Raw genomic sequence first — 14,375 nt, 5'->3', positions numbered from 1 at the left:
TTATTCACATCCCTTCTGGGTGGAGTTGCTCTCATCCGGTGCCTTTCGATTGGCCGATGTCGCGTCTGTGTTCTTCCGGCTGCCTTCGATCTCAAGTGGCCCCTTCAGATCTCGCTCAATTTCATCCGGTGTCATCTGTGACTGGCAGATGTCCCGGTATATGCTGCAGTTTTTCAGAAGCTCAAAGTGGTTCCCGCTTCCTGCCAGCCTTCCGTCATCGAGAACCAGAATCTGGTCGGCGCTCCGGATGGTGCTGACACGCTGGGAGACGAGAATGACGGTACGTCTGGAGATGTCGTTGTGGATGGCCTTCCGAAGCTTTGCGTCTGTGGCAAAATCGAGGGCAGAAGCACTGTCGTCCAGGATCAGGATCTGCGGGTCCCGCACCACGGCGCGGGCGATGGTCAGGCGCTGTTTCTGGCCGCCGGAGAGATTGCGCCCCTCCTGTTCGATCGGAAGATCGAGGCCCTCTCCCTTCTTGTCTACAAATTCTCTGGCCTGGGCGATATCGAGCGCCTTGTAGATCTGTTCGTCTGTGGCGTTGTCATTTCCCCATTTCATATTGTCGCGAAGGGTTCCCTGGAAGAGTACGGCCTTCTGGGGGACGACGCCGATGCTGGAGCGGAGATCCTTCTCGCGGATGTCGCGGACGTTCTTCCCGTTCAGGGACACCGAACCGGAATCCGTGTCGTAGAATCGCGGAAGGAGATTGATCAGTGTGCTCTTTCCGGCACCGGTACCGCCGATGATGCCGAGGGTGGAGCCTGCGTCCGCGTGAAAGCTGATGTCATCGAGCGCGGGGGAGGAGCCTTCCTGATAGGTAAAGGTGACGTGATCGAAGTCAATGGAGGCTCCGTCTGCTCCGGCAGGAAAATCGACCGTGCCGTCTGCCCGTGTATTTTGCATCCGGAAGACATCGTCCACGCGGTTCATGGATGCGGCTGCCCGGGAGAGCAGGATGATAAGATTGGCGAGTTTTACCAGCTCGGTGAGAATCTGTGTCATATAGTTGACCAGGGCGGTGATGCTTCCCTGTGTCAGGGCGCCGGAATTGACTCTTCCGCCGCCGATCCAGAGAATGGCGACGATGCCGAGATTGATGACGACATAGGTCATGGGATTCAGAAGCGCGGATATTTTTCCTACGTGGACCTGTTTCTGATAAAGCCGTTCGGTTTCGCTGTCGAACGAGGAGGTCTCCCGCTTCTGCTGGTTGAACGCGCGGACGACGCGGACGCCCTGCAGATTCTCGCGGGTCTTCCGGAGAATCCTGTCGAGCTGCGCCTGTACCTTGCGGTTCAGAGGCATCGTGATGAGAATGATCGACATGATGATAAAGAGCAGCACCGGGATGACGATGGCAAAGCTGACAGCTGTCGGAACATCGACGGTGAAGGCCAGGATCATGGCGCCGAAAACGACGAAGGGTGAACGCAGAAAGAGACGGAGGAACATGTTGACGCCGTTCTGAACGGTGTTGATGTCACTCGTCATCCGCGTGATCAGAGTGGAGGTCCCGATGCTGTCAATCTGCTTCCAGGAAAGTGTCTGGATATGTGCGTAGAGGTCATTGCGCATCATCGTTGAGGTGCTGGTGGCGACCTTTGCGGCAAAATACTGCGCGGTGATTGCGGATGCGAGGCCGATGAATCCGAGTATGATCAGCAGAATTCCGTTGTGAATGATGTAAGAGACATCGCGGTTGGCGATTCCGACATCGATCATCTTTGCGACGATCAGCGGAACGATCAGTTCAAAGGTTGCTTCCAGCATCTTGAAAAGCGGGGCGCAGATGGTCGCCGCCAGATGCCGCTTCAGATAAGACCAGAGTCGTTTCATGAAATGAGTCCTTTCTATAAATAATGAAATAACAATGAAATGAGTCAATCTGTCCCGGCTGTAATGATTGAGTCCATTTATCAGACGCTGCACAATTTTGCGCCTTACAGGCGACAGGACTTATGCTGTATAGAAGTGTACGCCGGAAGTATAGAAAACACAAATACGAAATCTTTTGAATAACCATATAAGAATTGTATATGTGATCGAATTTTGGCAAATAAAAAATATAGAAATGAATTCGCAGCCCTGTGTCCGGATAACATCAGGTCTGCATTTTTGCACAAGATCATTGCGTTTCAAAGTGGTTTTGCATAAAATGACCATATTGCCGTATCAGGCACGATTCATATGGTGACACCGAAGCCCGGTGGATCACTGCCGCTGCGCTTGCCGGACATTGTCATTTATGTAAATTGCGGCTTTGTAGCAGGGGAGTTTGCCAGGGGAGGGCTTGCCGGACATTGCTGCGGATGTAAATGGTGGCTTCGCAGCAGGGCCGTTTATAAAGGAGAAATTGAATTTTATGCTTCAAATAAAAAATATCAGCAAGGAGTACCGGACCGGCGGCCTGGTCCAGAAGGCGCTGGATCATGTGAGCCTCGATCTGCGGGACAGTGAATTCGTGGCCGTTCTCGGGCCGAGCGGATCCGGAAAAACGACCTTATTGAATATTGTGGGAGGTCTGGACCGGTATGACAGCGGAGATCTGGTGATCAACGGAATTTCCACGAAGAAATACAGGGACAGGGACTGGGATTCCTACCGGAACCACACGATCGGTTTTGTCTTCCAGAGCTACAACCTGATCATGCACCAGAGTGTGCTTGCAAACGTAGAGCTGGCACTGTCCATCTCTGGCGTCTCCGGAAATGAGAGACGGGAGAGATCTATGGAGGCTCTGCGCCGGGTCGGACTTGCCGGGCAGGAGCACAAGAAACCGTCACAGCTTTCCGGAGGACAGATGCAGCGGGTGGCAATCGCAAGAGCGCTTGTCAACGATCCGGACATTGTGCTGGCGGATGAACCCACCGGCGCGCTTGACACGGAGACGAGCATTCAGGTGATGGATATTCTGAAGGAGGTCGCAAGGGACCGGCTCGTCGTTATGGTGACGCATAATCCGGATCTGGCGCAGAAGTATGCCACCCGGATCGTGACCATTAAGGACGGGCGGATTCTGTCCGACACCAATCCGCCGGAAACCGGAAGAGAAGAGAAAGCACCGGTTCACCGGAACATGGGAAAAGCCGCCATGTCTTTTCTGACCGCGCTTGCCTTAAGCGGCAACAATCTCCGGACAAAGAAGGCGAGGACATTGCTGGTTTCCTTCGCGGGATCCATCGGCATCATCGGCATCGCGTTGATCCTTGCGCTCTCGAGCGGCGCGAACCGCTTTATACAGACACAGGAGGCAGAGACGCTTGCGGTGTATCCGCTTCAGATTGAGAAGACCGGATATGATCTGACCTCTATGATGAAGAGCATGGGCGATGATCCGGGATCTATGTTTGGATCAGGCGGCACAAAGACCTATACCGACGCGGTCGGTGTGGATGAAACGGCGGGCAGGCTGCTGAAGGATGTAAGCACGAACGATCTGAGGGCTCTGAAAAGCTATCTGGACAGCAGGGAGAGCGGAATTCAGAAGTATGTGAATGCCATCGAGTACAACTACGGAATCACGCCGCAGATCTATACGCTGGAGGATGGCACGGCCGAACAGCTGAATCCGAATCATCTGTTTGATTCCCTCTCTTCTGATGATTCGGGGAATATGGACATTGCCGGGATGATGACCGGTTCCCTCAGCGTGAACCTTTTCAGCAAGCTTCCGACGTCGAAAGAGCTTTATCAGGAGTCCTATGATCTGAAGGCGGGACACTGGCCGGAAAAGGATACCGATCTGACTCTGGTTCTGAATTCAAGCGGTGAGGTCAGCGATGTGATCCTCTATGCCCTGGGGCTTCGGGACCGGAAGGAGCTGGAGCAGCGGATCGAGAATTTTGCGGACGGAAAGAAGGATGACACGAAGGCGGTTGTAAGGGAAACGTCTGACAGCGGGGCAGAAGACAGAAGCGGGACAGAAGACGGAAGCGGGTCCGTGGTTTCCTCTGGTTCGGATCGCGCCGTACAGGACGGCAGCACAGAAAGCGCGGAATCTGTCTATGCCTATGATGATTTTCTCGGTAAGAGTTTTCGGTTAGTGAATGCCTGTGACTATTATACCCGCGACGATACGTATAATGTCTGGACCGACCAGAGCGGCGACAGGGATTTTGTGAAAAAACTGGCGGAAAACGGGAAGAAACTGACGATCACGGGAATCGTACAGCCGAAGAAGGAAACTATGTCAGAGGCTCTGAGTACCGGGATCGCTTACTCCCCGATGCTGGAGGAAGAATTGATGAAGGCCGCCGCTCAAAGTGAGGTCGTAAAGGATCAGCTGAAGAATCCGGAGGTCAATGTACTGACAGGCAAGAAGTTCTCCGAAGAGAACGCCTCGTCCGATCTGGATTTAAGCAAGCTTTTTTCCATCGATGGGGACGCGCTTCAGAAGGCATTCTCGTCGAAGGCAGAATCGATCTCGCCGGACAGCCTGGATCTGAACAAAGTTCTTCAGAACCTGAATCTTCAGAATCTGGATTTCAGCAATCTGAATCTGGAGGAAAGCCTTGACCCGTCGGCAATGCAGAAGGCGATGCCGGATCTTGGCAGTGTAGACCTTGCGGGTCTTCTCTCCAGGGTTCAGGTGCATGTGACCGGGGAACAGCTTCAGAGTCTCTTTCAGGAGGCGGCGAAGGGCTATCTGGAAAGCATCTCGAAGGATCCTTCCACCGACTATACGAAGCTTGGCAGCGCATTCGCGGAATATCTTCAGTCGGAGACGGGGAGGGCCGCGGTTCAGTCGGAAATGCAGAAGATTCTTGATGCCAACAAGGAAAATCTCATTACCCGGGACGATGTGGTACAGATGGCATCTGAGATTTTTGACGGATATTCGGAATATGCACAGAAGAATCTGCCCGATGATCCCCTGAGTCCGGACGGCTTCAAAAGCTGGCTGTCCTCTCCGGATGCGGAGGAAACCGTTGGAAAAGCCTTTTCCGTCATCACAGACAAGCTCAGCCGCTTTACGGTGACAGACGGGGATGCAGCTTCCATGACGGAGACGCTTTCGAAGAGCTATGACGAGTGGGCGGGTGAACATGACGCACCGCAGCTGTCTAAGGCAGCGGATTCTTTTGCTGCCTATCTGCAGTCCGAGGATGCGCAGAAGCTTCTTCTGAATGCGGCGGGGCAGATGATGGATGTAAGCGGGCTTCAGAGCGCCCTCTCGGATACGCTTCAGAGCACGGTCAGCGCGCTGATTCAGGCGGTTACCGCGCAGATCGAAGGCGCGATCACATCAGCTATGACGCAAATGACCGGACAGCTGCAGCAGGCGCTCTCACAGGCGCTTGGTCAGACCGTAAGCGCGATCTCTGGGAATATGGAGAAAATGTTCCAGATCGATCCGGACCAGCTGGCATCTGCCTTTCGGGCGAACATGGACGCCGGACAGCTGCAGAAACTGATGAGCTCTATGATGCAGGGCAACAGCAGCTCTCTGGAGAACAATCTGTCTTCTCTTGGTTATGCCGATCCTGCCGAGCCCTCCGAAATCAATATTTATCCAAAGGATTTCAAGGCAAAAAATGAGGTCGTGAATCTCCTGACCTCTTACAATAAGCAGATGGAGAAGAAGGGCGAGGACAGCAAGGTGATCACCTACACGGATATGGTTACTGCCATGATGTCGTCCGTCACAAAAATCATTGACACTATCAGCTATGTCCTGATCGCTTTTGTCGCAATCTCGCTGGTTGTTTCTTCGATTATGATTGGGGTTATTACCTATATCAGTGTGCTGGAGCGGAGGAAGGAGATCGGAATCCTGCGGGCGATGGGCGCATCGCGTCACAACGTGGCGCAGGTGTTCAATGCGGAAACCTTCATCACAGGTATCCTGGCCGGGGGCATCGGTGTCGGCGTCACATTGCTGCTTACGATCCCGATCAATGCGCTGATTGTTCGTGTGACCGGTCAGGAGATACATGCGGCACTTCCGCCGGCAGCGGCGCTGATGCTGATCGCGCTCAGTGTGGCGCTGACCATGTTTGCCGGTCTGATTCCGTCCCGGAAGGCATCCAGAAGTGATCCGGTGACGGCACTGCGAAGCTGATATAAAATTTTAGATTCATACAAAACGTGGATGCAATGTTCGGGAAGAAGCAACTCGAAACTGCGAAGCTGAATAAAATTTATTCTTGGAAAAGGCGTGGAGATTACCTCTTCACGCCTTTTTGCTGCCTGCCGTCACTGCATTGCTGTCTGTCTTTGGACAAAAATGCCTGCGGATATTCAGATATTCAGGTCGGAGAAAAACCGCTTAAAGTTATCCGAAGTTATCCGATCGGAGAAAAACTGCTTAGAGATATTGAGTTTACCACTGGAATGTGGTAAACTCTCCACAATGCATTTGAAAATCTCATGTTATATATGCGAATTTGTAATGATTGTATTGCAGGATTAATTTGAGATGCGCGGCGGGTGATTTCGGGCTGGTGTGTATCATGGATTAAGCTGCAGACAGAAACCTGTGCTGCGTATTTTCGAGCCGTATGTATATCAGGATATTTTCAGGTGTTTTACAGGATTTTATAAAGAAGTGAGGGAGAGAAATGACAAGTTCACAGGTTGGAATTCTGATCGTCATGATCGTGTACCTGCTCGGTATGCTGGCGATTGGATTCGTGGTGGCAAAACAGAATGAGAATATCAGTGATTTTTACCTCGGGGGCAGAAAGCTCGGGCCGATTGTGACCGCTATGAGTGCGGAAGCCTCGGATATGAGCTCCTATCTTCTGATGGGACTTCCGGGACTGGCTTATCTGTCCGGTATGGCCGATGTGGGATGGACCTGTATCGGTCTTGCCGCGGGCACCTATATCAACTGGCTGCTCGTCGCGAAAAGGATCCGGCGCTACACTGCCAGGACGGGTTCGATCACGATTCCGGATTTCTTTTCAGACCGCTACAAGGATAAGCACAGGGCGCTGATGCTGATCGCGGCATGCATCATTATCATTTTCTTTATTCCGTACACCGGCTCCGGCTTTGCTGCGTGCGGAAAGCTTTTTTCCAGCCTGTTTTCGGTAGATTATCACATCGCGATGGTGATCAGCGCAGCGGTTATCATTTCCTATACGCTGACCGGCGGTTTCCTTGCTGCCAGCCTGACCGATCTGATTCAGAGCATTGTCATGACGGTTGCTCTGATCATCATCCTGATCTTCGGCATCAGCCAGGCGGGAGGAATGGACGCGGTTATCGCAAACGCGAAGTCTCTTCCGGGCTATTTCAGTATGGTGCAGAGCTATGACGCGGCGGCAGGAAAGGCTTCCCCCTATGGCGTCGTGACCATCATCTCGACGCTTGCGTGGGGTCTCGGATACTTCGGAATGCCTCACATTCTGCTGCGCTTCATGGCGATTGAGGATGACAGCAAGCTGAAGATTTCCAGAAGAGTTGCCTCCGTATGGGTTGTGATCTCCATGGGAATCGCTGTTCTGATCGGTATTGTCGGCCTCGGCATGACAAAGGCGGGCGTCGTTCCATTCCTGGAGGGATCCGCGTCTGAGACGATTATCGTGAAGATATCCGCGCTTATGAGTGAGCACGGCGTGATCGCGGCTGTATTCGCGGGCATTGTTCTTTCCGGAATTCTTGCCGCAACCATGTCCACCTCTGATTCTCAGCTTCTCGCGGCTTCCTCGTCCGTATCCGAGAACATCATCCATGAGTTTTTCCATCTGGATCTGGATGAGAAAAAGCTGATGCTGATCGCCCGTTTCAGTCTCGCGATCATCGCCGTGATCGGCGTGGGAATCGCCTGGAATCCGAACAGCTCTGTCTTCGGCATTGTGTCCTTCGCATGGGCAGGCTTCGGCGCGACCTTCGGTCCCATCGTTCTTCTGGCCCTGTTCTGGAGAAGGTCGAACAAGTACGGAGCCTTTTTCGGAATGATCAGCGGCGGCATCATGGTATTCGTCTGGAAATATGCGGTTCGTCCGATCGGCGGAGCATGGAATATCTACGAGCTTCTCCCGGCATTCATCGTTGCGATTCTCGTAAATGTAATCGTCAGTCTTCTGACTCCGGCTCCGGAGAAGGAGATCACGGATGTGTTTGATGAGATGAAAAAAATTGGCTGATTTTTTGCATTTTCGTTCTGCTTTCCGCGGTTGACTTTTTCCGGGCAAGATGTTATGGTAGAAAACAGTTAAATACGTTGACGAGGAATAGTACATCAGTGACTGGAATTCAGAGAGCTGCCGGGTGGTGTGAGGCAGCAGAAGGTCCTTTTGGAACTGCCCTCCGAGTGGCTGCCCGAAATCAGATACTCTGAGATTAGACGCAGACGGAAGCCCACCGTTACAGGGGTGAGGATATGCATGTATCCGGATGAGAGCACGGGAAACCGTGAAGAAGAGTGGTACCGCGCAGGGTTCCTGTTAGTTTTCAGGTGATTAACAGCCTTACGTCTCTTGCAAATGACAGGAGACGTAAGGCTTTTTCTTTTCTCCTGTTTTACCCGGATATCCGGAGATGTTGTGAAGCTTTTTGGAAAACCTTGAAGAATCTTGAAGCATAAGGAGGAACGCAGCTATGATGAATTACAGAAAATATCAGAAACAGTATTATATGCCGCCGGTTGAGTGCAATGACTGGGTGAAGAAGGATGCCATCGACAAGGCACCGCTCTGGTGTTCCGTCGATCTGCGTGACGGCAACCAGGCTCTTGTGATTCCGATGGATCTGGATACGAAGATTGAGTTCTTCAAGATGCTCTGCGAGGTTGGATTCAAGGAGATTGAGGTCGGATTCCCGGCCGCTTCCGAGACGGAGTTCGTTTTTCTTCGCCGTCTGATTGAGGAGAATCTGATCCCTGACGATGTGACTGTTCAGGTTCTGACACAGGCAAGGGAGCATATCATCAAGAGAACCTTCGAGGCTCTGAAGGGCTGCAAAAACGCGATTGTTCACGTTTACAACTCTACTTCTTTTGCACAGAGACAGCAGGTGTTCAAGAAGGATAAGGAGCACATCAAGCAGATCGCTGTCGATGGCGCAAGGCTTCTGAAGGAGCTGACCGAGGAGGCGGGAGAGAAGTACCGCTTCGAGTACAGCCCGGAGAGCTTCACCGGAACAGAGCCGGAATATGCTCTTGAGGTCTGCAACGCAGTTCTGGACGTGTGGAAACCGACTGCTGACAGGAAGGCGATCATTAATCTTCCGAGTACGGTTGAGCTTTCCATGCCGCATGTCTACGCGCAGCAGGTGGAATACATGAGCAAGAACCTGAAATACCGCGACAATGTAATGCTGTCTCTTCATCCGCACAATGACCGCGGAAGCGGAGTGGCGGACGCGGAGCTCGGAGTTCTCGCCGGAGCGGACCGCGTGGAAGGCACGCTTTTCGGAAACGGAGAGAGAACCGGAAACGTGGATATCATCACTCTTGCGATGAACCTCTATATGCAGGGAACCGATCCGAAGATGCACTTCGACAACATGCCGGAGATCTGCCGGAAGTATGAGGAATTCACCGGAATGGAAGTGAATCCGAGAAGTCCGTACTGCGGCAAGCTGGTCTTTGCCGCATTCTCCGGATCGCATCAGGACGCGATTGCAAAGGGCATGCACTGGAGAGAGGAAAAGGATCCGGATCACTGGACCGTTCCATATCTTCCGATCGATCCGACCGATATCGGAAGAAGCTACGACAAGGATGTCATCCGTATCAACAGCCAGTCCGGAAAGGGCGGCGTCGGATATGTTCTTGAGACGAACTATGACCTCATTCTCCCGAAGAAGATGCGTGAGGCCATGGGATATGCGGCCAAGGATCTCTCCGATCATCTGCACAAGGAGCTGCAGCCCGATGAGATCTTCAGCCTCTTCAAGGAAAAATTTGAAAATATTCAGGAGCCGCTTTCTGTTCACGGCGTTCATTTCAGACAGCTGGATGACGGACAGATCGAGGCAAGCGTCAATGCGAAGAACGGAAGCGGAGATTACCGTGTTACCGTGGCTGAAGGCAACGGACGTCTTGACGCTGTCAGCAATGCGCTGAAGAAGGCATACGGCTTCGAGTATCAGCTCTCTACATATCAGGAGCATGCGCTTTCCAAGAGCTCGAGCTCAAATGCGATCGCTTATGTCGGAATTACAAAGCCGGACGGCACACAGGCATGGGGCGCCGCGGTAGATCCGGATATTATCCGGGCATCCATTGACGCACTGATTACCGCAATCAACAACCGTTGAGAACCGGGGAAAACCGCCGGAGACGAATACATCTTTCATATTGCACGGGAAAACCGCCGATCGGACTGCATCCGCAGTTTCCAGCCGGCGGTTTTCTCTACTTCACACTCAAGTTTGCTTATGCTATAATACTAATATTAGCGTTTTCGGACAGGTTTCGCTTGTCCGGTTCCGCGCTTGTTTTCTTTAGGCCTAGTTTATCGAGACGGCGGAAGCCATCTGACAGGAGGAATAAACAAATGCAGATTCTTTACAAGAGCACCAGGGGCGGCGAAAAGGATATTCCGGCATCCAGGGCGGTTCTGAACGGACTTGCCTGCGACGGAGGCCTTTATGTTCCGGACAGTTTTCCAAAACTGAGGGTTTCTCTGGAGGATCTCTCGAAGATGAACTACAGAGATCTGGCTTACGAGGTGATGTCTCTTTTTCTGACGGATTATACGGAGGAGGAGCTTCGCCGCTGCATTGACAGCGCGTATGATTCGAAGTTCGATGTCCCGGAGATCGCTCCGCTTCACAAGGCGGACGGTGCTTATTTCCTGGAGCTTTTCCATGGCAAGACAATTGCCTTCAAGGACATGGCACTCTCGATTCTTCCGTATCTGATGACTACCGCCGCAAGAAAGAACAATATCACGAACAAAATCTGCATCCTGACGGCTACCTCCGGTGATACCGGAAAGGCGGCCATGGCGGGATTCCAGGATGTTCCCGGCACAGAGATCATTGTGTTCTATCCGGAGGGCGGCGTAAGTCCGGTTCAGGAGCGCCAGATGCGGACCCAGAAGGGTGAGAATACGCATGTCGTTGCCATCAAGGGGAATTTTGACGATGCCCAGACCGGCGTGAAGAAGATCTTCGGTGACCGGGAGATGAATGAGGAGATGGCTTCTCACGGCATTCAGTTCAGTTCCGCGAATTCGATCAATATCGGACGTCTGGTTCCGCAGGCGGCATACTATGTATACGCCTACGCCACCCTTGTCCGCGACGGAGTGATCAAGGCAGGAGATCCGATCAATGTCGTTGTTCCGACCGGAAACTTCGGAAATATTCTCGCGGCGTACTACGCGAAGCAGATCGGGCTGCCGGTCGGCAAACTGATCTGTGCGTCTAATGAGAACAAGGTTCTCTTTGATTTCTTCTCTACCGGAATCTATGACCGGAACCGTCCGTTCATTCTGACTTCTTCTCCATCGATGGATATTCTGGTATCCAGCAACCTGGAGAGGCTGATCTATCTGATCGCAGACCGGGATGCCGCAAAGACCGCCTCTCTGATGAAAGCGCTCTCTGATGGCGGCAGGTACGAGATCACACCGGAGATGAGGGCTAAGCTGTCGGATTTTGTGGGCGGATACGCTGCGGAGGACGAGGTCTTTGCCACGATTCACAAGATCTACACAAAGGATCATTATGTCATTGATCCCCACACCGCGGTTGCCGCGACCGTCTATGACCGCTATGAGAAGAAGACGGGTGATACGACACCGACGGTTATCGCCTCCACGGCGAGTCCGTACAAGTTCGCGAGAAATGTTCTGCACGCGATTGACGCAGCGAAGTATGATCCGATGACGGATCTGGAGCAGTTTGACGCTCTGCACGAAGTATCGGGCGTGAAGATTCCGGCAGCGATCGAGGAGATCAAGACGGCGCCGATCCGTCACAGCACCGTTGCGGAAATCGGTGAGATGAAGGACGTTATCCGGAAGATGCTCGGCATCTGAAAATAAATTTTGACTGCAGAGGCATGGGGAATGAGTGAAGAGAGAAAACTGAATCTGTATGACGGCCTCCTCGAGGAGACGGTGAGCCGGATACAGGCACCGGATAAGGACGCCATGGAGGAGGCGCAGAATCGCTGGAATGCGATTGCGCATCCTCTGCACAGTCTGGGTAAGCTGGAGGATATGATTATACAGATCGCCGGCATACAGCGGACCTCGCGTGTTAAGCTTGACAAAAAGGGCCTGATCACAATGTGCGCCGATAACGGCGTCGTGGAGGAGGGAGTGACCCAGACCGGACAGGAGGTGACGGCGCAGGTCGCGGAAAACTTCCTTTCGGAGAAGGCTACGGCGGGAATTCTGTGCCGTAAGGCGGGAGCTGATATTTTTCCGATCGACATCGGTATCGCGAGGGACACGATTGTCCGGAACTGCAAGATTTCCTACGGGACGAAGAATATGACGAAGGGACCGGCGATGACGCGCGCGGAAGCGGTGAAGGCCCTGGAGACAGGTATCGCCCTCGTCCGCGAGAAGAAGGCGGACGGCTACCGTATTCTCGCGACCGGTGAGATGGGGATCGGCAACACCACGACGAGCAGTGCTCTTGCCTCATTCTTTTTAAAGCAGCCCGTAGAGAAGATGACCGGTCGGGGGGCAGGTCTTACATCGGAGGGATTACAGCGCAAGATCGATGCGATCCGCAAGGCGATTGAGGTGAATCAGCCCGATCCGTCGGACCCGGTGGATGTTCTCGCAAAGATCGGCGGTCTGGATATCGCGGGAATGGCAGGCGTTTTTCTCGGCGGGGCGGCGGAAGGAATACCGGTAGTGATCGACGGTTTTATCTCCGGCGTCGCCGCGCTTGTCGCTTCTGAGATCTGTCCGCTCTCAAAGGATTACATGATCGCTTCACATATGTCCCACGAGCCGGCGGCGGATCTGATGATGAGGACACTCGGAAAGGATCCTGTGCTGCACGCGGATATGTGTCTGGGAGAGGGAACCGGAGCGGTTGTTCTGTTCCCGGTGCTGGACATGGCTCTTGAGGTGTATGACCGGATGTCAACCTTCGCGGAGGATGATATTGAAGCGTATAAGGAGTTGAAATGATCCATTTAATTACCGGCGGTGCCGGGAGCGGAAAATCCGCCTATGCGGAGCAGAAGATTCTGGAGCTCGGCGAGGGCAGAAGAATCTACGTCGCGACGATGTTTCCGGGCGTTGATCCGGAGAATTCGCAGCGCATACAGAGGCACCGTGACCGCAGAGCACCGATGAATTTTGAGACGATTGAATGTCCGACGAATCTGTCCGCTGCCGTAATTCCGGAGAATTCGAATATTCTGCTGGAGGATGTTGGAAACCTTGTGGCGAATGAGATGTTTCTGCCGGATGCATCGGGAATCCACGCGGTCAATTCCGTGCTGGACGGCTTCAATTATCTGATGGATATTGCCGCAAATCTGATCATCGTCACGAATGAGATCAATTCGGACGGCGTGGATTATGACAATGCCACCCGCGTTTTTCAGCAGTTCATGGGTCTGGTGAATCAGGAGCTCGGAGAGCTGGCCGACAAGGTCACCGAGGTGGTTTACGGAATTCCCCTCACGGTGAAATAAAGGAAGCACAGAGGTTTTGGTACATTGAAATCTTTATTTGAAAGCTTAATCGTTGCGTTCTCGATGTATTCCAAGATTCCGATGCCGCATATCGAGTGGTCGGAAAAAAGCATGAAGTATTCCATGTGTTTTTTCCCCTGGATCGGTCTCGTAATCGGTCTGCTGGAGTATCTCTGGTTTCTGCTTTGTGGATGGACCGGTGCTTCGGATCTGCTCCGCTCCGCGATCGCGGTTGTGATACCGCTTCTGGTGACAGGCGGAATCCACTTCGACGGGTTTCTCGACACGACGGACGCGCTTAGTTCGTGGAGAACCAGAGAGGAACGCCTTCGCATTCTTAAAGATTCTCATGTGGGAGCATTCGCGGTGATCGGAGCCTGTGTCTTCTTTCTGATTGCACTGGGCTTTGCGTCGGAGGTATCAGGGAAAACAGCAACATGTCTGTGCCTGATGTTTGCGGTTTCGCGCTCATATTCGGCGATATCCGTGGTTTCCTTCCCGAATGCGAACCCGAAGGGAACCGCTGCCGCTTTTGGCAGCCATGCGAGGAAGAGGATGGTGCGACGGGTGATGATCGTCTATCTTGCGGCACTTTACGTCTGCCTGATTCTGATCGACCCGCTTACCGGCATCTTTGTGATCGCCGGTTCTGTGCTGGCATTTTTGATTTATTATCGGACCTGCATGCATTACTTCGGGGGAATGACAGGAGACCTTGCGGGATTTTTTGTATCGGGCGCGGAGCTCCTGATGCTGATTCTGGCGGTGGCCGGCGACGGTATCGGAAGAATATTGTTGAGAGGTTAAT

General features: G+C 52.8%; 8 protein-coding genes. 7 read left to right on the top strand and 1 reads right to left on the bottom strand.

The annotated features are described in order from the left end of the window. Nucleotides 1-1,839, bottom strand: coding sequence for an ABC transporter ATP-binding protein (locus ACTNDI_RS07205; protein WP_441100238.1), 1,839 nt, complete (start codon nucleotides 1,837-1,839; stop codon nucleotides 1-3). 526 nt (nucleotides 1,840-2,365) lie between these two features. On the opposite strand from ACTNDI_RS07205, the gene ACTNDI_RS07200 reads away from it, so the two are divergent. From ACTNDI_RS07200 to ACTNDI_RS07170, 7 genes are all read left to right on the top strand, one after another. After that, entirely contained in the window at nucleotides 2,366-6,064 is a 3,699-nt protein-coding gene (locus ACTNDI_RS07200; RefSeq protein ID WP_441100236.1) for an ABC transporter ATP-binding protein/permease, read from the top strand. A gap of 499 nt (nucleotides 6,065-6,563) precedes the next feature. Further along, complete coding sequence (locus tag ACTNDI_RS07195; RefSeq protein WP_441100235.1) at nucleotides 6,564-8,096, top strand: sodium/proline symporter; 1,533 nt, start codon at nucleotides 6,564-6,566, stop codon at nucleotides 8,094-8,096. 454 nt (nucleotides 8,097-8,550) lie between these two features. Continuing rightward, nucleotides 8,551-10,212, top strand: a complete 1,662-nt coding sequence (locus ACTNDI_RS07190) for a 2-isopropylmalate synthase (protein WP_441100233.1) — start codon at nucleotides 8,551-8,553, stop codon at nucleotides 10,210-10,212. Between the two features lie 239 nt (nucleotides 10,213-10,451). Continuing rightward, on the top strand, nucleotides 10,452-11,942 hold the full coding sequence (gene thrC / locus ACTNDI_RS07185; protein WP_441100231.1) for a threonine synthase: 1,491 nt from the start codon (nucleotides 10,452-10,454) through the stop codon (nucleotides 11,940-11,942). A 30-nt stretch (nucleotides 11,943-11,972) separates the two neighbouring features. Further along, nucleotides 11,973-13,055, top strand: coding sequence for a nicotinate-nucleotide--dimethylbenzimidazole phosphoribosyltransferase (cobT, locus tag ACTNDI_RS07180; RefSeq protein WP_441100230.1), 1,083 nt, complete (start codon nucleotides 11,973-11,975; stop codon nucleotides 13,053-13,055). Continuing rightward, a complete protein-coding gene (locus ACTNDI_RS07175) occupies nucleotides 13,052-13,567 on the top strand; it encodes a bifunctional adenosylcobinamide kinase/adenosylcobinamide-phosphate guanylyltransferase (protein WP_441100229.1) in 516 nt (171 codons plus the stop codon). The genes cobT and ACTNDI_RS07175 overlap by 4 nt, the downstream gene beginning before the upstream one ends. A 24-nt stretch (nucleotides 13,568-13,591) precedes the next feature. After that, complete coding sequence (locus tag ACTNDI_RS07170; RefSeq protein WP_441100227.1) at nucleotides 13,592-14,374, top strand: adenosylcobinamide-GDP ribazoletransferase; 783 nt, start codon at nucleotides 13,592-13,594, stop codon at nucleotides 14,372-14,374. Nucleotide 14,375: the final 1 nt, after the last annotated feature.

This window comes from Bilifractor sp. HCP3S3_D3 (genome assembly GCF_052063915.1).
Lineage (GTDB): Bacteria > Bacillota > Clostridia > Lachnospirales > Lachnospiraceae > Bilifractor.
Note: the sequence above shows the minus strand (reverse complement) of the source record. Positions and strands in the feature narration are given on the sequence as shown.